The sequence below is a fragment of the Streptomyces sp. NPDC045678 genome (assembly GCF_056432085.1).
This window is the reverse complement of the sequence record NZ_JBWKJS010000006.1, coordinates 515,731-533,537: the sequence shown is the minus strand read 5'-3', so window position 1 is coordinate 533,537 and position 17,807 is coordinate 515,731. Positions and strand designations below refer to the sequence as shown.

The following is a 17,807-nucleotide window of genomic DNA, read 5'->3' as shown; positions in this document are numbered from 1 at the left end:
ACGGTGTAAGCGCGACGGCTTGGGCGTAACGGGGGTAGGCGCGACGGCGTGGGCGCGGGAACGTCTCCCGTCCCGCGGTCAGGCGGAAGCCCTGCGCCTCCCCGCCCCTGCCCTCGCCGCCCCCGCCCCCGCCGTCTTCTTCGCCGTCGACTTCTTGGCCGCCGCCGCCTTCTTCGTCCCGGTCGACTTCGCCGTCGTCGTCTTCTTGGCCGTCGTCCTGCGCGCGGTCGACTTGGCCGACGTCTTCGAGTCCGAGGCCTTCGCCCCCGTCGCCCTCTTCGCGGCGGGCGCGGCCTTCGCCTTCGCCGACGTCGACTTCTTCCCGCCCACCTGCTTGGGCATCGCCCGCGACGACTTGCGGGCGAGCGGCGTCACTTCAGCCACCGCCCCCGAACCCGAGTCCACACCCCCCGAACCCGAGTCCGCACCCGCCGAGCCCGAGCCCACGCCCTCCGGGTGCTCGCCCCGCGCCGTGCGCGCCTCGCGGACGCTGTTCTCCAGGGCGGCCAGCAGGTCGATGACCTTGCCGCCGCCGTCCCCGGCCGGTGCCCTCTCCGCCGGGGTCACTCCGTCGACCTTGGCCGCGACCAGTTCCTCGACCGCTTCGCGGTAGTCGTCGTGCAGGGTGTTGATGTCGACCTCGCCGAGGGTGTCCATCAGCGCGTCGGCCAGGTCGAGCTCGGCGTCGCGCACGGTGACGTCCGTGTCGGGGGCCACCCCTTCGGGCGCGCGGATCTCGTCCGGCCAGAGCAGTCCGTGCATGGCGATCACGTCGTCGACGACGCGCAGCATGCCGAGCCGCTCCCGGCCCCGTAGCGCGAACTTCGCGATGGCCACCTTCTGGCTCCGCTTGAGGGCCTCGCGCAGCAGCGTGTACGGCTTGGCGGCCGGGGTTCCGCTCGCCGCGAGGTAGTACGCGGCGCCCATCTGGAGCGGGTCGATGCGGTCCGCCGGGACAAAGGCGACGATCTCGATCGTCTTGGCGGTGGGGATGGGCAGCGTGGCCAGGTCCTGGTCCGTGATGGGGATGATCGAGCCGTCCGCGTCCTCGTACCCCTTGCCGATCTCCGCCGTCGGCACCTCGCGCTCCTCCAGCTCGCACACCTTGCGGTAGCGGATGCGGCCGCCGTCCTCCGTGTGGATCTGGCGGAAGGAGACCGAGTGGCTCTCGGTCGCGTTCACGAGCTTGATCGGGATGCTGACCAGCCCGAAGGAGATCGCACCGTTCCATATGGATCGCACGTCCGACACCTCACTGGGGGGGCGGGGATAGACCGACTTGTGGCGCTATGGGCACTATGAGCGCTTTATGGGACTCTCATCCTATGACGCCGATCACAGAGGTGGAGGGGCGGCGGCTCGCGCTCAGGAACCTGGACAAGGTCCTGTATCCCGCGAGCGGCTTCACCAAGGCCGAGGTCCTGCACTACTACGCCTCCACGGCCGACGCCCTCCTCCCCCACCTCCGCGACCGGCCCGTCTCCTTCCTTCGCTATCCGGACGGGCCCGACGGCCAGCAGTTCTTCTCCAAGAATGTGCCGCCGGGCACCCCCGACTGGGTGCATACCGCCGAGGTGCCCCGCTCCCGCTCCGAGGGGACCGCGCACCAGGTCCTCGTCCAGGACCTGGCCACGCTGATGTGGGCGGCCAACCTCGTCACCGAGTTCCACGTGCCGCAGTGGCGGGCCGACGCCCCGGCCCGGGCCGACCGGATGGTCTTCGATCTGGACCCGGGGCCGCCCGCCACCGTGGTGGAGTGCTGCCGGGCGGCGCTCTGGCTGCGGGAGCGGCTGGCCGCCGACGGTTTCCACGTGTACGCGAAGACGTCGGGCAGCAAGGGCCTGCATCTCCTCGTACCGCTGGAGCCGACCTCCTCCGAACGGGTCACGGCGTACGCCAAGTCGCTGGCCGTCGCGGCCGAGCGCGAGCTGCCCGAGCTCGTCGTGCACCGCATGACGCGGAGCCTGCGGCCCGGCAAGGTCTTCGTCGACTTCAGCCAGAACGCGGCCGCGAAGACCACCGCCGCGCCCTACACCCTGCGGGCGCGGCGGGAGCCGACCGTCTCCACCCCTGTGACCTGGGACGAGGTCGAGGGGTGCGACGAGCCCGGCCGGCTGGTCTTCACCGCGGACGACATCGCGCCACGCCTCGCGGAGCACGGGGACCTGATCGGGCCCCTCGACGACCCCGGCCGGGCCCGCCCCCTGCCGTCCTGACGGGTGGACCTCAGGCCGGGCCTCAGCCCGGACCCCAGCCCGGATCCCAGACCGGACCTCAGCGGAGCAGCACCTCGGTCGGCCTCACGTCAGAAACGGCCCGACCCCACGTCAGACGCAGCCCGACCTCACTTCAGATGCCGCGCGAAGAACCGCGCCGCCCCCTCCCCCGCGGACTGCGGAACCCCCGCATGCCCGCCCATGTTCGCGTGCAGGGACTTCTCCTCGGAGCCGAAGGCGTCGAACAGGTCCAGGGAAGCCTGCCGGTCGTTGCCCTCGTCGTCCCACTGCAACAGGACGTGCAGCGGAACGGTGACCTGCCGGGCCTCCTCGAACACGGCACGCGGCACGAGACTCCCGGCGAACAGGACAGCGGCCGAGACGCGCGGCTCGACCGCCGCGAGCCGGACCCCGATGGAGATCACTCCCCCCGAGTATCCGACCGGGCCGCCGATCCCGGGCAGCGCCAGGAGGGCGTCCAAAGCGGCCCGCCATTCCGGTACCGCCTGCTCCACCAGCGGGAGGATGAGCCGGTCCACGATGTCGTCGCCGACCGGCTCGCCGGCCGCCACGGCCCGGCGCAGCTCGGCGCGGGCCCCGTCGACGACGGCCACACGGGGACGGACCCCGGCGCCGGGGAGCTCGATGGTGGCCGCGGCGAAGCCGTCCGCCACGGCCTGTCGGGCCCGGGCCGCCAGCCTGGGGTACATCTTGTCCAGTCCGAGCGGCGGGTGTCCGAGCAGGATCAGCGGCACCGCGGTGGACGGCTCGGAGTCGTCGGAAACAGGCGTCCACAGGATGCCCGGAACCTCACCGAGGGTGAACTCACGCTCGAGGACGCCGCCGTCGAGGTGCCTTTCGGAGGTGAAACGCATGGTCGTGGAATGCATGGTCGTGCCTTTCGGGATGCGCGGAACGGCGCTCCCGGACGATCTGTCGCCCGACCGTGACCCCTGAGGAGAGCACCCACGTCGATACGTTCACGGGTACCACCTCCTCGGTCTCTCGCACGGCCGCGGGAAACGTAGCAGTGGCCGCCGTCGCCCTCCAACAGGTTTTCGGGCTCATGGGCACGCCGAGTCGTGACCGGTGTCACAGCTAATCAAGTTTGACTACATATCCACCGTGGCATACCTTCCTCCGTACGCCGTAGTCAAAGTTGATTAGAGGAGACCGCGTGACCTTTCTTCCCGACACCGGATACGTCCCGACCGACGAGGACCGCGCGAGCCTGGACGCCTGGTTCGCCGAGTACGACGCGCACAGCGCGAAGCGCGATGTCGAGCGGATGGCCGACCTGGCCGTCTTCCCGCTCAACCTGGTCAGCGACGACTCCGCGGGCGACGGGCGGGCGGCGCAGTGGGACCGGGAGCAGTTCGTGGGGACCATGACGCACGTCATGGGGGACGGCGGCGAGGACATCACGTTCGAGTCCACGCGCACGCCGGTCTTCCTCTCCCCCGCGATGGCCGTCGTCTTCACCGACTCGGTGATGACGGCGAACGGCGAGACGCAGCAGCTGCGCTACGCCGACATCCTGATCAGGCGCGGCGGCTCGTGGGCCTTCCAGACCATGATCCAGGGCGGCTGGGGGGACAACCTGTAGCGACCGGGGGCGGCCAAAGGGGACCCGGCCGGCAACGGCCGAGGGAACCCGGTCGGCGCCGTCAGACCCGCTCCCACGTCCGACGGTCCCTGGCCAGCGCGTGCAGCGCCTCCACATCGGCCGGTTTCAGCACCCCTCCGAAGCGGGCCAGCGCCGGCAGATCCGCCTCGCGCAGCACCCGCACGTCGCGTGGCGGCGCCGCCACGTCCAGGTCGGCGGCGCCGGACCCGGCAAGGACCAGGACGGGGCGGACCTCCGCCGTCAGCGCGAAGGACGCCCTGCCCGCGTCCGAGCGGAGCGAGCGCAGCAGGGGGAACGGCTCGGCCCGGCCGACCGTCACCATCGGGTCGGCGATGCGCACCCGCTGCTTGCGGACGGCGAGGGTCGCCACGCAGAACAGGCCACCGGGACCTATCAGCAGATGGTGGATGCGGGCGTCGCCGGGCAGCGGCAGGGAGTGCAGGACCCGCCAGCCCGCGCCTTCGAGCGCGTCCAGCGCCTCGCCCACCGACTGTTCGGCGGCGAGCGCGCGGTGCCGGGCGTCGGCGCGCAGCCTGCGGGCGGGCGCCGGGTCGCGGTCGAGGGAGATCCGCAGGGCCTCGCCGGGGCGGTTGGGGGCGAGGTCGTCGTCCGGATGGAGGGCGAGGCGGGCCAGTTCGGCGGGGGTCGGTACGGGCGGCGGACCCACGGTGACCTGGCCTGCCAGGAAGGGGGCGAGAACATCGAGGACGTCCTCCTCGCGCTCCTCGCTGAGCAGGTTGACGCGGGACGTCTCGCGGTCGTACCAGGCCACGTTCCTGCCGTCCGCGAGGTAGACGTACAACCGCTCCTGCCCGTGCCTCCAGGCCGGTACGACACGCAGTCCGGTCATGAACCCTCACCCCCTCGACCATGGGAACAGCCCACACGCTCCCCGGCAAGAACCGGGTCGAGGCCGGGAGAAGTTGGGGCGTCTTTGCGCCGAGTGCGCCCGGTCCGGGCGTGACGTCCCACCCACCCCGTAACGGCACTGCCCACACAGCGACGGACCGCTGTTACATAGCCGCCGAATTGCCGCAATGGCGGACATCTAGCTTCTTACGAGTCCCCCCGATCACGCCGGAGCGATCAGCCGACCGACCGTAAGGAACGTCCCATGAGCCTCAACCGCCGCCACCCCCTCCTCCGCACCGCCGCCGTCTCCACCCTCGTCGGCGGGGCCCTGCTCCTGCCGGCCGCGGGAGCCTTCGCCGACTCGCCCGCGCCCGCGCCGACGGCGTTCGAGCCGCACGCGAAGGGCGAGGTCCACGAAGTCACCCTCGGCAACGGCGCGACGGCGAAGGTCCGTAATCGCGGCGGTGCGTACGTGGCGACGATCTCCCTCGAGGGCAAGGAGATCGCGACCCTCTCCGCCACGCGTCGGACGGTCACCCAGGGCGGCGTGAAGTACGAGCTGCGGCCCTCCAACGGGCACATCGGCATCGCCTACCTCGACGGCAAGGACCGGACGGACGGCGGCAAGAACGACCAGAAGGTCGCCCCGCGGCCGAAGAACGGGCCGAAGAACGACCAGAAGCAGCGGCCCGCCCCGCGCACCGGCGACAAGACCGTCGCCCCCGAGGGCGGGGTCAAGGCCGGCGCCGAGGGCGTGCGCGACGCCGGGGACCCCGCGTTCCTCGTGGCCGGCGGCGGCATGGCGGCGGCCGGTGCCGCCGGTCTCGGGTTCGCGATGCTGCGCCGCGGCCGCTCGGACGGCTGACCCCGGGCCGAACCGTCGGCCGGCACTTTCCCGCCGCCCTCCGCCACCCACAGGAGCCCCCACATGGCCCGTCGCACCCCCACCGATTTCGGACCCGACACCCCGCCCACACCTCACGCGTCCGTGCGAGCCCGGCAGCACAACGCCCGTACCGCTCGCATCGCCGCCGCGGCAGCCCTCACCGGCGCCCTCGGCATCGGCCTGATCGCCTGTGGACAGGGCGGCGGCGGCAAGGGCGACCCGGCCCCCGATGTGAAGGTCCACAACGCCGCGACCGCGCGGGCCGAGCAGGCCGTCGCCCCGCTGGAGGCGTCCAGGCCGACCGGGCTGCGGATCCCGTCCGCGGGGGTCGACGCCAAGTCGATGCTCGACCTCGGCGTGGGCGCGGACCACGAGCTCGACGTGCCGCCCGTGGACAAGGCGGACGAGCCCGGCTGGTGGACCGGTGGGGTCACGCCCGGCGAGAAGGGGCCCGCCGTGATCGTCGCGCACTACGACACGGTGAACGGTCCGGCGCTGCTGAAGAACGTCGCGAAGGTCAAGGTCGGCGACACTGTCGAGGTGCCCCGTGCGGACGGCAGCACGGCGACGTTCAAGGTGCGGGAGATCCAGCAGGTCGGCAAGAAAGACTTCCCCACCCATAAGGTGTACGGGGCGACCGGTCGACCCGAGTTGCGCCTGCTGACCTGCGGTGGGCCCATCGTGGGCGGTCACCGCTCGGACAACATCATTCTCTACGCCGACCTGGTGACGTAACAATGGTGACGTAACGACAGGCCTGGTGCCACGACAGGCCGCGTCCCGCGGCAGGCAGGAGTGCAGTGCAACGCAGCCGGCTCGCGCCCGCCGCCTTCGCCGTCCTCGCCGTCCTGCTGGCCGGCGGCTGCGGCGATCCCGGCGGGCTGCGGGGCGCGGGACCGACGCCGACCGCCGAGGGGCCCACGCACCTCTGGCCGGACCTGCCGTCCCCTTCGGTGCCCGCCGAGGACTACGGCGCCATAGAGGCCGTCAAGGTCAAGGGCGTCGAGGTGCCGAAGGGCGATCTGCGCAAGGTGGACCCGGTCGACGTCGTGCGCGCGGACTTCACCGAGAACCCGGGAACGTACGAGCCCACCGACCGGGCGTACAAGGAGACCCTCGAACGGCTGAAGGACTGCGCCGAGGACGGCTCCGGCGAGCAGGGGCGGTGCCCGGTCCTCAAGGCGTACTACCGCGACCTGACCGGCGACGGCAGGGACGACCTGATCGTCGGCGTCTCCACGCCCGACGACAACCTCGACATCCGCGTCTACGCCGAGGAGAAGCGGCAGCTGACGCAGATCATGGAGATGAGCGACGCCGTGCTCGGCGTCGAGCTCGCCGGGCGGGACCTGATCATCCGCGCGATCTCCAGCCTCGCGGGGTACGAGTACCACACCGTGTGGTCCTGGGACTCGCACCAGAAGGCGATGCTGCCGACCAGCGACGAGATCGTCCGCTCCGCGAAGGGCCCCAGGACGAAGGCGCCCAAGTCCTCGACGCCCCGGCCCTCCACCCGTCCCTCGCCCTCGGGGAGCGGCGGGTGATGAGTCACCGTCAGCCGCGCGGGCCGCGGCTCCCCGCCTGGACGGCGACCCTCACCTGGAAGGCCGCCGTCTTCATCACCGTCATGTGCTGTGCGCTCGCCGCGCTGCTCGGCGCGCTCGTGCACGTCTCGGTGACCAACCAGACCGTGGGCCAGGCCCGCGACCGCGCCCTCTCCCGCCTCGACGAGGTCACCGAGCGGTACGAGGCGGGCGACCGGCTCGGCCCCGGCGCGGGCGTGGACCCCGTGGGCCTGCCCTCGCGCCTGCGCGACCTCGCGGTGAGCGGGCAGCGCGGCACGATGGTCGCCGCCCACGACTCACGGCCGACGATGTGGGCGGCGGGGCCCGCCGACGGGGGCCGCGCCATCGCCGTCCAGGTCGACTACGCGCAGGGCGCCCGCACCATCGACGGGCTGGACCGGGCGATCCTCGGCTCATCGGTCCTCGCGATCGGGGCGACGCTGCTGGTCGGCGCGTTCGCGGTGACACGGGTGACGCGGCGGCTGCACCAGACCGCGCAGGTGGCCCGGCGGATCAGCGCGGGCGACCTGGACGCGCGCGTCGAGGATCCGCACGCGCGGCCCGACGACACCGGTTTCCCGCGGCACCAGGACGAGGTGGCCGCGGTCGCCGGGGCCCTGGACACGATGGCGTCCACGTTGCAGGGCAAGCTGCTGAGCGAGCAGCGGTTCACCGCGGACGTGGCGCACGAGCTGCGCACCCCGTTGACCGGGCTGCACGCGGCGGCCGAGCTGCTGCCGCCGGGGCGGCCGACCGAACTGGTGCGGGACCGGGTCGCCGCGCTGCGCACGCTGACCGAGGACCTGCTGGAGATCTCCCGGCTCGACGCGAAGAGCGAGGCGGTGGATCTGGACGCCCATCAACTCGCTCCACTGGCGGAGCGGGTGGTGCGTTCTTCCGGGGAGGGCACGGAGCTCGTCGTCGTACGCGATGTCTGTGTGGACACCGACCGGCGGCGCCTGGAGCGGGTGCTCGGCAATCTCGTGGCCAACGCGCACAAGCACGGGCGGTCGCCGGTCCTCGTGACCGTGGACGGTCCCGTCGTCTCGGTGCGGGACCACGGCGAGGGCTATCCGGAGTACCTCGTGGAGCACGGGCCGCAGCGCTTCCGCACCGAGGGCACCAGCAAGGGGACGAGCAAGGGCCACGGCCTCGGGCTGACCATCGCGCTGGGCCAGGCCGCGGTGCTGGGTGCGCGGCTGACCTTCTCGAACGCGGCGGACGGCGGGGCGGTGGCGACGCTGCGGCTGCCGTACGAGACGGCCGGGGACGGCGAGGAGACGGGCAGTCCGCACGGCGGCACGTGAGCTTGCGCGTGCCCGAAGTGCCGCTTTTAGTGTGAATTGCGGCTCGTGGGCATTCGCCTCGGCCGCCCCGCTCCCCTTCCCCCGAGGAGGCCCCATGTCCCCGCGGACCACGACTGTCCGGCTCGGCATACTCGCCGCCGACGGCGCCCTCGCGGCGCTCGCCGCCGCAGGACCGGCCGTCGCCCTGGACGGCGCAGGCGACGCCGGCAACAACCCGCCCGTCTACAAGGGCCGCGTCACCGCCAAGTCCGGACTGCTGCTCCACACCTCCCCGACCCGCGGCAGCAAGGTGATCCGCACGGTGCCGCGCGGCAAGGTGGTCACCATCTTCTGCAAGACCAGGGGCGACCGCGTCGCCAACAACAACCTCTGGTACCTGCTCACCGACGGAAGCTGGGCCTGGGGCTCCGCGCACTACATCGCCAACATCGGCAAGGTCCCGCGCTGGTGCTGACGCCGCCCCGCCCCACCCGGCCGACATAATCGACATAAGCGGACTTCAGGGTGGATTGCTTGCTACGTTCCCGGCATGGCCGGAACCAGCGCGGGCACCGCACCCCCAGCGGTCCCGGCTGTCCGTGTCCCCCGGCGCCGCGGCACCGAACTCACCCTGCTCGTCGTGGCCGTCCTGCTCTCCGTGTACGGCTACTGCGCCGTCGGCCTCGCCAAGAACAACACCGTCCCGCCCGGCGCCGCCGGCTACGGCGCCGGGCTCGGCGTGCTCGCGCTCGTGGCGCACCTCGCCGTCCGGCTCCGCGCCCCGTACGCCGATCCTCTGCTGCTGCCCATCGCGGTGCTCCTCAACGGCCTGGGCCTGGTCCTCATCTACCGGCTCGACCTGGAGACCCCGCACGACGAGGCGGCGCCCGCGCAGCTGATCTGGTCGACGGCCGGCGTGGGCCTGTTCATCGCCGCCGTCCTCTTCCTGCGCGACCACCGCGTGCTGCAGCGCTACGCCTACCTCTCCGTCGTCACCGCGCTGGTCCTGATGATCGTGCCGATCTTCTTCCCCGCCGTGAACGGCGCCCGGATCTGGATCAGGATCGGCGGCTTCTCCATCCAGCCCGGCGAGTTCGCGAAGATCCTGCTCGCCGTCTTCTTCGCCAGCTACCTCGCGGCCAACCGCAACGCCCTCGCCTACACCGGCCGCACCCTGTGGCGGTTCAAGCGCCTCCAGCTGCCCACCGGGCGCGTGCTCGGCCCCATCGTGGCGATCTGGCTGCTCAGCGTCGGCGTCCTCGTCCTGGAGCGCGACCTCGGCACCTCGCTGCTCTTCTTCGGGCTCTTCGTGATCCTGCTGTACGTCGCCACGGGCCGCATCGGCTGGATCGCGGTCGGCCTGCTCCTCGCCGCGCTCGGCGCGTTCGCGGTCGGCTCGCTGGAGCCGCACGTCCACAGCCGTGTGGAGGACTGGCTGCACCCCTTCGCCTCCATCGACGCGGGCCGGGGTCCGAACCAACTCGCCCAGTCGCTCTTCGCGTTCGCCGCCGGCGGGATGCTCGGCACCGGGCTCGGGCTCGGGCACTCCATCCTGATCGGCTTCGCCGCGAAGTCCGACTTCATCCTGGCGACGGCGGGCGAGGAGCTCGGCCTCTCGGGGCTCTGCGCGATCTTCCTGCTCTACGCCCTGCTCGTGGAGCGCGGCTTCCGCGCCGGGCTCGCCCTGCGCGACGCCTTCGGGCGGCTGCTCGCGATCGGGCTCGCCTCGATCCTCGCGCTCCAGGTGTTCGTGATCGCGGGCGGCGTCATGGGGCTGATCCCGCTGACCGGCATGGCGATGCCGTTCCTCGCACAGGGCGGCTCGTCCGTCGTCACCAACTGGATCATGGTGGCGCTGCTGATCCGGGTCAGCGACTCGGCCCGCGGCCAGCCCGTCCCCGCGGAGGCCGCGTGACATGAAACGGTACATCCGGCACGCCGCCGCGTTCTGCGCGCTGCTGCTCATCGCCCTGCTCGTCAACGCCACCCGCGTCCAGGTCTTCCAGGCCGACTCCCTCGACGCCAACGAGGCCAACCGCCGCAACGCCATCGTCCGCTTCGAGCAGCCGCGCGGCGACATCCTCGTCGACGGGCGGCCCGTGACCGGCTCCCGTGACACCGGCGAGCAGCTCCGCTACGAACGCACGTACCGGAACGGGCCGTTGTACGCGCCCGTGACCGGCTTCGCCTCACAGGTGTACGGCACGACCTTCCTGGAGGACGCGGAGGACGACATCCTCTCCGGCACCGATCCGATGCTCGCCCCGCTCCCCCTGTGGAACGACATCACGCGCGCGCAGAACCCCGGCGGCAGGGTCGAGACCACCATCAAGGCCGCGGTGCAGCAGGCGGCCTACGCGGGCCTGGGCGGCAAGCGGGGTGCGGTCGCCGCGCTCGAACCGTCGACCGGGAAGATCCTCGCGCTGGTCAGCACACCTTCGTACGATCCCGAGAGGCTCTCCGGGACCGACCGGGCGGTGGCCGACACCTGGGCGGAACTGAACGGCGGCGCGACGAAGCCGATGCTGAACCGGGCGATCCGGCAGACCTATCCGCCCGGTTCGACGTTCAAGGTGGTGACGGCCGCGGCGGCGCTCGACTCGGGCGCGGTGACGGACCCGGACGCACCGACCAAGTCCCCGAACCCGTACACGCTGCCCGGCACCAGCACCCAGCTGACCAACGAGGTCGACGGCTGCACGAACGCCAGCCTGCGCTACGCCTTCCAGTGGTCCTGCAACACGGTCTTCGCGAAGCTCGGCGTCGACACGGGCCTCGCCCCGATGGCCGGCACGGCCCGCGACTTCGGCTTCAACGACGGCGGACTGAGGATCCCCTCGTCCGTCGCGGCCAGCAACTTCGACACGTCGATGGACCGGGCGCAGCTCGGGCTCTCCGCCATCGGGCAGTACGACACCCGGGCGACGCCGCTGCAGATGGCGATGGTCTCGGCGGCGGTGGCCAACGGCGGATCGGTGAAGGCGCCGCACCTGGTGGACCGCACGACGACCGAGGACGGGGACGTGGTCGACGCCACGGGCACCAAGACCCTGCGACAGGCGATGAATCCGGGCACGGCGGCACAGCTGCGCGAGATGATGACGCAGGTCGTCGACGAGGGCACGGGCACGAACGCCGCGATCCCCGGCGTGACGGTCGGCGGCAAGACGGGTACCGCTCAGCACGGCATCGACAACTCCGGTACGCCGTACGCCTGGTTCATCTCCTGGGCCCAGGCGGCCGACGACCCGGAGCCGTCGGTCGCGGTCGCCGTCGTCGTGGAGGACGCGGCGGCGGACCGCGGGGACATCAGCGGCGGCGGCAGCGCGGCACCGATCGCGAAGGCGGTGATGGAGGCGGCGGTCGGCGCCCACTGAGCGAGGTCTCCTTCCGGGCCCTACCCCGCTTCACCCGACGCGATCGCGTCCCGCACCTCGGCCACCCGCTCGTGCTCCTCGGCCGCGAAGCGCTCCGCGTCCAGCTTCTCGGCGATCTCCTCGTCCTCGGCCATGAGCAGGTCGAGGTTGGCGTTGCCCATCTCGAAGACGCCCATGTCGACGTAGGCCTCCTGGAGGCGCTTGCCCCACAGGCCGATGTCCTTGACGCAGGGCACGATGCGGGAGAAGAGCAACTGGCGGAAGAGCGCGAGGAATTCGGACTGCTCGCTGTACTCCTGGGCCTGCGCCTTGGGAATGCCGAAGTTCTCCAGGACCTCGTCGCCGCGCAGCCGGTCGCGCATCAGGTAGCAGCCCTCGATGACGAACTCCTCGCGCTCGCGCAGTTCGGCGTCGGTGAGCTGCTGGTAGTAGTCGCGCAGCGCCATCCTGCCGAAGGCCACGTGCCGGGCCTCGTCCTGCATCACGTACGCGAGGATCTGCTTGGGCAGCGGCTTGTCCGTGGTGTCGCGGATCATGCCGAACGCGGCGAGCGCGAGGCCCTCGATGAGGACCTGCATGCCGAGGTAGGGCATGTCCCAGCGGGAGTCGCGGAGCGTGTCGCCGAGCAGCGCCTGGAGGTTGTCGTTGATCGGATAGAGCATGCCGATCTTGTCGTGCAGGAAGCGGCTGTAGATCTCCGCGTGCCGTGCCTCGTCCATGGTCTGGGTCGCGGAGTAGAACTTCGCGTCCAGGTCGGGGACCGACTCGACGATGCGGGCCGCGCACACCATCGCGCCCTGCTCGCCGTGGAGGAACTGGCTGAACTGCCAGGAGGCGTAGTGCTTGCGCAGCTCGCCCTTGTCGCGGTCGGTCATCTTCGCCCAGTGCGGCGTGCCGTACAGCGTCATCGACTCGTCGGGGGTGCCGAGGGGGTCGAGCGGGTCGACCTCCAGGTCCCACGCGATGCGCTTGGCGCCGTCCCACTGCTTGTCCTTGCCCTTCTGGTAGAGAGCGAGGAGGCGGTCGCGCCCTTCGTCGTACTCCCAGCTGAAGCGGGCCGAACTGGCGGACGGTACGCGCCAGTTGAGCCCGTCCGGTGGACTGGTGTAAAGCTCGTGCGTCGCCATGACGGCAGGCTCACACGCTCCTGGACAAGGGGTCAACAAGTCGTGCGCAAGGGATTGACGGCCTTGCTGACAGGCAGTCTCATAAGAGTTGACCGCCGGTAACCCGCGACAAGGCAGGAACAGTCATGACGACCGTGACGGAAGACGTTTCGCTCGAGGGCCTGCGGGACGCGCTCGGACTGCTCAAGGACCGCGAGCAGGTGGCCCTGCGACTCCTGGAGTCGTCCGCCAAGCACTCCTTCGACCCCGACAAGGAGCTCGACTGGGACGCGCCGCTCGAAGAGGGCAAGTGGTTCTGGCCGCCGGAGCTCGTCTCCCTCTACGGCACCCCGATGTGGAAGCGGATGTCCGAGGAGCAGCGGTTCGACCTGGCCCGGCACGAGGCGGCGTCCCTCGCCTCGCTCGGCATCTGGTTCGAGATCATCCTCATGCAGCTGCTCGTGCGGCACATCTACGACAAGTCGGTGACCAGCGCCCACGTGCGGTACGCGCTCACGGAGATCGCCGACGAGTGCCGGCACTCCATGATGTTCGCCCGGATGATCCAGAAGGGCGGCGCCCCGACGTACCCCGTCACGCGCCTCAACCACAACCTCGCGCGCATCCTGAAGACGGTCTCCACCACCCCCGGCTCGTTCGCCTGCACGCTGCTCGGCGAGGAGATCCTCGACTGGATGCAGCGGCTGACGTTCCCCGACGAGCGCGTCCAGACGCTGGTGCGCGGGGTGACCCGCATCCACGTCGTCGAGGAGGCCCGCCACGTCCGGTACGCGCGTGAGGAGTTGCGGCGCCAGATGGTGACCGCCCCCGCGTGGGAGCGCCGGCTGACCCGCCTCAGCTGCGGCGAGGCCGCCCGCGTCTTCTCCCTCGCCTTCGTGAACCCCGAGGTCTACACGAACGTGGGCCTGGACCGCAGGGAGGCCGTCGCGCAGGTGCGGGCCAGCGGGCACCGCAGGGAGGTCATGCAGACGGGGGCGAAGCGGCTGACGGACTTCCTGGACGACATCGGTGTGATGCGGGGGGTCGGCCGACGGCTCTGGCGGAGTTCGGGGTTGCTGGCCTAGGTTCTTCCGCCGCGGGCGCGCTGTGGCCGGTCGCGCCCGCGCCGCGGAGCCGCGGATGTCACAGTCCCGCGCCTCTGACGGGGCGCATCCCCCGGGTTACGCTGCGGAGCATGACCTCGCCCGCCGCCACCACGCCCGCGTACCGCCGCCTGAGCGTCGAGGCGCGGCGGCGGCAGCTCCTCGACTCCGCCCTCACCCTCTTCGCGCACCGCGCGCCCGAGGAGGTCAACCTCGACGACGTCGCGGAGGCGGCCGGCGTCTCGCGGCCGCTCGTGTACCGCTACTTCCCCGGCGGCAAGCAGCAGTTGTACGAGGCCGCGCTGCGGTCCGCCGCCGACGACCTGGAGCAGTGCTTCGCCGAGCCGCCGGAGGGCCCCCTCTCCCGGCGGCTCTCCCGCGCCCTCGACCGCTACCTGGCCTTCGTCGACCAGCACGACGCGGGGTTCAGCGCGCTGCTGCAGGGCGGCAGCGTGGTGGAGACGTCACGGACCTCCGCGATCGTGGACGGCGTCCGCAGGGCCGCCGCGGAGCACATCCTCAGCCACCTGGACGTGCCGGAGCCGGGGCCCCGGCTGCGGATGACCGTACGCATGTGGATCACGGCGGTCGAGGCGGCCTCCCTGATCTGGCTGGACGAGGAGAAGCAGCCGCCGCTCGACGAGCTGCGGGACACGCTCGTGGAACAGTTCATGGCGGTGCTCGTGGCGACGGCGGGACGGGACCCGCAGACCGCGGAGGTCGTCCGGTGGGCGCTGACCCTGGAGACGCCGGAGGGCCCCGTGGGCGCCCTCGCCCGCCGCGTCCTGCCCGTGGTGGCCGACGCGGCGCACCTGCTCTGACCGTGGCGGCGCGGGTGTGACACTGGGGGCGTGAAGAGCGAAGACACCCCGTTCGTGGACGGGCCGCTGGACGGCCGGGTCCTCCCGGTCCTGCTCGGGCCGACCGGACACCCGCCGAAGGTCTACCGCGTCCCCGTCCCGGACGACGCGGGCGGCCCCCCGACGGTCCTCGTCTACCGCCGGGTCCCCGCGGCGGGCGGCAGCCGGATCTCGCTGGGCGCGCGGTGGCAGTACGAGTACGACGCCGGGGGCGACAAGGGGTCCGGCCTGAAGTGGCCGTGGTCCAAGCCGGGGCCCCGCTGACGGTGTGTCCCTGCGGGTGCGTCGTGGCCGGCCGCGCAGTTCCCCGCACCCCTGAAGCGCCCCTCCGGGGGCGCCCCGGAGGGGCGCTTTTAGGGGCGCGGGGAACTGCGCGATCAGCCCCCACCCGCCCGCAGGCGTGAGGAACGGGACGCAACCCACCACGCCGACATCCCCTGCAAGGGTGACCCAGGTTGCGCCGACCGCCCCCGCCGGGAGGCGAACCCCGCGGACGGGTCGGAAGCTCACCCTGCGCGCAGGAGGGTCCTCCGCGCACCGGAGGTGATGACGTGTCAGCCACACTGCTGCGGTGGGTCTGCACAGGGGCCGCCCTCGGCGCCCTGTGCACAACCGCTCCCCCCGCCCACGCGGACCCGAGCCCGGGAGAACGCCCCGTTTCCCAGCTCCTGACGGACCTTCAGCGGCTGTACCGGACGGCGGAGGAGACCGCGGAGACGTACAACGCCACCGAGGAGAAGCTGAAGGAGCAGCGGGCCAGAGCCGCCGCCCTGGACCGGAAGCTGGCGAAGGCGCGCGCCTCCGTGCGCGACAGCCGGAGCGACGCGGGACGCTTCGCACGCCAGCAGTACCAGGGCACCGGCAACCTCTCCCCGTACATGCGCCTGCTGCTCGCCCGTGACCCGCAGCGCGCCCTCGACCAGGGCCACGTGCTCCAGCGGGCGGCCGCGGGCCGCGCCGCCACCGTGCAGCGGCTGACCAGCGGCGAGAAGAAGGCGGGCGACCTCGCGGGCGCCGCGAAGCGGGCCCTCGTCGCCCAGAGCGCCCTGGCCGCCCGGCAGAAGAAGCAGCGGGACCGGGCCGACGGGCAGCTGCGGGACGTCGAGCAGCTGCTCTCCTCGCTGACCGCCGAGGAGCTGGCCGCGCTGCGGCAGGCGGAGGAGTCCGACACGGCGGAGGCCCAGAGGAAGTTCATGGCGTCCGGCGCCCTCGGCGGCAGCCCGGCGCACCGTGCTCCGTCACGGCAGGGCGACACGGCCGTCGACTACGCCGTACGGCAGATCGGCCGGCCCTACAAGTGGGGCGCCGAAGGACCGAAGGCGTTCGACTGCTCGGGCCTGACCCAGCGGGCCTGGGCGCACGCGGGCCGCAAGATCCCGCGGACCAGCCAGGAGCAGTGGGCGGAGCTGCGCCGCATCCCCCTGTCCAAGCTCCGCCCGGGGGACCTGGTCGTCTACTTCCCGAAGGCCACGCACGTGGCGCTGTACCTGGGCAACGGCAAGGTCGTCCAGGCACCGCGCCCCGGCGCCCGCGTCAAGGTCTCCCCCATCGCGGCGAACCCGGTCCTCGGGGCCGTGCGGCCCGACCCCGGGGGCCGGGCCATGCGCGGCTACACGCCGCCGAAGCTGCCCGCGGGCGCCACCTCGGGCAGCGACCTCGGGTTCGGCAGGAGTCAGGCGCCGGACGCGACCGACTCCAGGTAGGCGGCCGCCTTCTCCGGGTCGAAGAAGAAGTTCTCGAAGTCGGCCGGGTCGTTGAAGCCGTTGACGAACCGGTCGGCGACCGGCTGGAGCTCACCGGCCGCGCCGAGGAGGTTCAGGACGTGCTCCGGCGGGGCGCCCAGCATCGCGTTCGTCCACTTGGTGACGTGCTGCGCCGTCTCCCAGTAGCGGTCGAAGGCCGACTGCATCCACTCGGCGTCGAAGGGCTTGTCGCCGTGCTCGACGATGGAGGAGAGGTACGAGGCGGCGCACTTGGACGCCGAGTTGGAGCCCTGGCCGGTGATCGGGTCGTTGGCGACGACGACGTCGGCGACCCCGAGGACGAGGCCCCCGCTGGGCAGCCGCCCGATCGGCTTGCGCACGGTGGGGGCGTACCGCCCGGCCAGCGTGCCGCCCGCGTCGGTCAGCTCGACCTTCGTGGCGCGCGCGTACTCCCAGGGCAGGAACTTCTCCAGGAGTTCGAGGGTGAGCGCCAGGTGCTCGCTGGGGTCCTTGACGCCCTGGAAGACGTCGAGCGGGCCGCCGGGGATGCCCTCCCAGAAGAGGATGTCCGCGCGGCCGGACGTGGTGAGTGTCGGCATGACGAAGAGCTCGCCCACGCCGGGCACCATGTTGCAGCGCACCGCGTCGAACTCGGGGTGCTCCGGGCGCGGGCCGAGGCCGTGCACGTACGCCACCGCGAGCGCGCGCTGCGGGGCGTCGAACGGCGAGCGGGCCGCGTCGCGCTCGAACATGGAGACCAGCTCGCCCTTGCCCGCGGAGACGAGCACCAGGTCGTAGGTGCGCGAGAAGTAGTCCAGGTCGCCGACGGCCGCGCCGTGGATGACGAGCTGGCCGCCGCGCTGCGCGAACGTGTCCATCCAGCCCGCCATCTTCACGCGCTGGTCGACGGATTGCGCGTACCCGTCGAGCTTGCCGACCCAGTCGATGACCCGTGAGCCGTCGGGACCGGCGACGGAGACGCCGACGCCCTCGATCCGCGGGGCCTGCGACTCCCAGAAGTTCACCTGGATGTCGCGCTCGTGCTGGAGCGCCGTGTGGAACATGCACTGCGTGGACATGACCCGGCCGGACCGGATCTCGTCCGCGGTGCGGTTGGACATCAGGGTGACCTCGTACCCCTGTGCCTGGAGTCCGAGGGCGATCTGGAGCCCGGACTGGCCGGCTCCGACGACAAGTATCTTCCGCATGCGGGTCCTTCTTACTTC

General features: G+C 72.0%; 18 protein-coding genes. 13 read left to right on the top strand and 5 right to left on the bottom strand.

Annotated features, from left to right (window positions below):
- Nucleotides 1-78 precede the first annotated feature (78 nt).
- Nucleotides 79-1,242, bottom strand: a complete 1,164-nt coding sequence (gene ku, locus AC07DO_RS23485) for a non-homologous end joining protein Ku (RefSeq protein WP_479062272.1) — start codon at nucleotides 1,240-1,242, stop codon at nucleotides 79-81.
- 83 nt (nucleotides 1,243-1,325) lie between these two features.
- On the opposite strand from ku, the gene ligD reads away from it, so the two are divergent.
- Nucleotides 1,326-2,216 (top strand): non-homologous end-joining DNA ligase, encoded by an 891-nt coding sequence (gene ligD, locus AC07DO_RS23480; protein WP_479062270.1) that lies wholly within the window; start codon nucleotides 1,326-1,328, stop codon nucleotides 2,214-2,216.
- A 128-nt stretch (nucleotides 2,217-2,344) separates the two neighbouring features.
- Here ligD and AC07DO_RS23475 read toward each other — a convergent pair whose 3' ends face one another.
- Nucleotides 2,345-3,091 (bottom strand): dienelactone hydrolase family protein, encoded by a 747-nt coding sequence (locus AC07DO_RS23475; protein WP_479062497.1) that lies wholly within the window; start codon nucleotides 3,089-3,091, stop codon nucleotides 2,345-2,347.
- 302 nt (nucleotides 3,092-3,393) lie between these two features.
- Between AC07DO_RS23475 and AC07DO_RS23470 the strand changes: the two genes are divergently transcribed.
- Nucleotides 3,394-3,822 carry a nuclear transport factor 2 family protein gene (locus tag AC07DO_RS23470; RefSeq protein WP_479062269.1) on the top strand — a complete coding sequence of 143 codons (429 nt, stop codon included), beginning with the start codon at nucleotides 3,394-3,396 and terminating at the stop codon, nucleotides 3,820-3,822.
- A gap of 61 nt (nucleotides 3,823-3,883) precedes the next feature.
- On the opposite strand, the gene AC07DO_RS23465 is transcribed toward AC07DO_RS23470, so the two are convergent.
- Entirely contained in the window at nucleotides 3,884-4,693 is an 810-nt protein-coding gene (locus AC07DO_RS23465) for a nuclease-related domain-containing protein (protein ID WP_479062267.1), read from the bottom strand.
- 264 nt (nucleotides 4,694-4,957) lie between these two features.
- Between AC07DO_RS23465 and AC07DO_RS23460 the strand changes: the two genes are divergently transcribed.
- The 7 genes from AC07DO_RS23460 (at nucleotide 4,958) to AC07DO_RS23430 (ending at nucleotide 11,809) form a co-directional block, all read left to right on the top strand.
- Nucleotides 4,958-5,560, top strand: coding sequence for a hypothetical protein (locus AC07DO_RS23460; RefSeq protein WP_479062265.1), 603 nt, complete (start codon nucleotides 4,958-4,960; stop codon nucleotides 5,558-5,560).
- Nucleotides 5,561-5,623: 63 nt separating this feature from the next.
- Complete coding sequence (locus AC07DO_RS23455; protein ID WP_479062263.1) at nucleotides 5,624-6,316, top strand: class F sortase; 693 nt, start codon at nucleotides 5,624-5,626, stop codon at nucleotides 6,314-6,316.
- A gap of 65 nt (nucleotides 6,317-6,381) precedes the next feature.
- Complete coding sequence (locus AC07DO_RS23450; protein ID WP_479062261.1) at nucleotides 6,382-7,125, top strand: hypothetical protein; 744 nt, start codon at nucleotides 6,382-6,384, stop codon at nucleotides 7,123-7,125.
- Nucleotides 7,125-8,453 carry an ATP-binding protein gene (locus AC07DO_RS23445; RefSeq protein WP_479062259.1) on the top strand — a complete coding sequence of 443 codons (1,329 nt, stop codon included), beginning with the start codon at nucleotides 7,125-7,127 and terminating at the stop codon, nucleotides 8,451-8,453. The genes AC07DO_RS23450 and AC07DO_RS23445 overlap by 1 nt, the downstream gene beginning before the upstream one ends.
- Nucleotides 8,454-8,547: 94 nt before the next feature.
- Nucleotides 8,548-8,907, top strand: a complete 360-nt coding sequence (locus AC07DO_RS23440) for an SH3 domain-containing protein (RefSeq protein ID WP_479062257.1) — start codon at nucleotides 8,548-8,550, stop codon at nucleotides 8,905-8,907.
- Nucleotides 8,908-8,982: 75 nt separating this feature from the next.
- Nucleotides 8,983-10,347 (top strand): FtsW/RodA/SpoVE family cell cycle protein, encoded by a 1,365-nt coding sequence (locus AC07DO_RS23435; protein WP_479062255.1) that lies wholly within the window; start codon nucleotides 8,983-8,985, stop codon nucleotides 10,345-10,347.
- Nucleotide 10,348: 1 nt separating this feature from the next.
- Complete coding sequence (locus tag AC07DO_RS23430; RefSeq protein WP_479062253.1) at nucleotides 10,349-11,809, top strand: peptidoglycan D,D-transpeptidase FtsI family protein; 1,461 nt, start codon at nucleotides 10,349-10,351, stop codon at nucleotides 11,807-11,809.
- A 20-nt stretch (nucleotides 11,810-11,829) separates the two neighbouring features.
- Here AC07DO_RS23430 and AC07DO_RS23425 read toward each other — a convergent pair whose 3' ends face one another.
- Nucleotides 11,830-12,936 (bottom strand): ferritin-like domain-containing protein, encoded by a 1,107-nt coding sequence (locus AC07DO_RS23425; RefSeq protein ID WP_479062252.1) that lies wholly within the window; start codon nucleotides 12,934-12,936, stop codon nucleotides 11,830-11,832.
- A gap of 125 nt (nucleotides 12,937-13,061) precedes the next feature.
- Here AC07DO_RS23425 and AC07DO_RS23420 point away from each other — a divergent pair, with 125 nt between their 5' ends.
- The 4 genes from AC07DO_RS23420 to AC07DO_RS23405 all read left to right on the top strand — a co-directional run bounded on the left by AC07DO_RS23420 (nucleotide 13,062) and on the right by AC07DO_RS23405 (nucleotide 16,581).
- Nucleotides 13,062-14,000 (top strand): AurF N-oxygenase family protein, encoded by a 939-nt coding sequence (locus tag AC07DO_RS23420; RefSeq protein ID WP_479062251.1) that lies wholly within the window; start codon nucleotides 13,062-13,064, stop codon nucleotides 13,998-14,000.
- A gap of 110 nt (nucleotides 14,001-14,110) precedes the next feature.
- A complete protein-coding gene (locus AC07DO_RS23415; protein ID WP_479062249.1) occupies nucleotides 14,111-14,839 on the top strand; it encodes a TetR/AcrR family transcriptional regulator in 729 nt (242 codons plus the stop codon).
- Between the two features lie 30 nt (nucleotides 14,840-14,869).
- A complete protein-coding gene (locus AC07DO_RS23410; RefSeq protein WP_479062248.1) occupies nucleotides 14,870-15,142 on the top strand; it encodes a hypothetical protein in 273 nt (90 codons plus the stop codon).
- A gap of 287 nt (nucleotides 15,143-15,429) precedes the next feature.
- Nucleotides 15,430-16,581, top strand: a complete 1,152-nt coding sequence (locus AC07DO_RS23405; protein ID WP_479062247.1) for a C40 family peptidase — start codon at nucleotides 15,430-15,432, stop codon at nucleotides 16,579-16,581.
- On the opposite strand, the gene AC07DO_RS23400 is transcribed toward AC07DO_RS23405, so the two are convergent.
- Nucleotides 16,551-17,789, bottom strand: coding sequence for a styrene monooxygenase/indole monooxygenase family protein (locus AC07DO_RS23400; RefSeq protein WP_479062246.1), 1,239 nt, complete (start codon nucleotides 17,787-17,789; stop codon nucleotides 16,551-16,553). The genes AC07DO_RS23405 and AC07DO_RS23400 overlap by 31 nt on opposite strands.
- Nucleotides 17,790-17,807: the final 18 nt, after the last annotated feature.

Excerpts from the sequence above, each read along its gene's own strand:
- AC07DO_RS23415 (WP_479062249.1), top strand. The coding sequence starts at position 14,111 with ATGACCTCGCCCGCCGCCACCACGCCCGCGTACCGCCGCCTGAGCGTC.
- AC07DO_RS23430 (WP_479062253.1), top strand. The coding sequence starts at position 10,349 with ATGAAACGGTACATCCGGCACGCCGCCGCGTTCTGCGCGCTGCTGCTC.
- AC07DO_RS23460 (WP_479062265.1), top strand. The coding sequence starts at position 4,958 with ATGAGCCTCAACCGCCGCCACCCCCTCCTCCGCACCGCCGCCGTCTCC.
- AC07DO_RS23475 (WP_479062497.1), bottom strand. The coding sequence starts at position 3,091 with ATGCGTTTCACCTCCGAAAGGCACCTCGACGGCGGCGTCCTCGAGCGT.
- AC07DO_RS23435 (WP_479062255.1), top strand. The coding sequence starts at position 8,983 with ATGGCCGGAACCAGCGCGGGCACCGCACCCCCAGCGGTCCCGGCTGTC.
- AC07DO_RS23445 (WP_479062259.1), top strand. The coding sequence starts at position 7,125 with ATGAGTCACCGTCAGCCGCGCGGGCCGCGGCTCCCCGCCTGGACGGCG.
- AC07DO_RS23425 (WP_479062252.1), bottom strand. The coding sequence starts at position 12,936 with ATGGCGACGCACGAGCTTTACACCAGTCCACCGGACGGGCTCAACTGG.
- ligD (WP_479062270.1), top strand. The coding sequence starts at position 1,326 with ATGACGCCGATCACAGAGGTGGAGGGGCGGCGGCTCGCGCTCAGGAAC.
- AC07DO_RS23455 (WP_479062263.1), top strand. The coding sequence starts at position 5,624 with ATGGCCCGTCGCACCCCCACCGATTTCGGACCCGACACCCCGCCCACA.
- AC07DO_RS23420 (WP_479062251.1), top strand. The coding sequence starts at position 13,062 with ATGACGACCGTGACGGAAGACGTTTCGCTCGAGGGCCTGCGGGACGCG.
- AC07DO_RS23440 (WP_479062257.1), top strand. The coding sequence starts at position 8,548 with ATGTCCCCGCGGACCACGACTGTCCGGCTCGGCATACTCGCCGCCGAC.
- AC07DO_RS23400 (WP_479062246.1), bottom strand. The coding sequence starts at position 17,789 with ATGCGGAAGATACTTGTCGTCGGAGCCGGCCAGTCCGGGCTCCAGATC.
- AC07DO_RS23465 (WP_479062267.1), bottom strand. The coding sequence starts at position 4,693 with ATGACCGGACTGCGTGTCGTACCGGCCTGGAGGCACGGGCAGGAGCGG.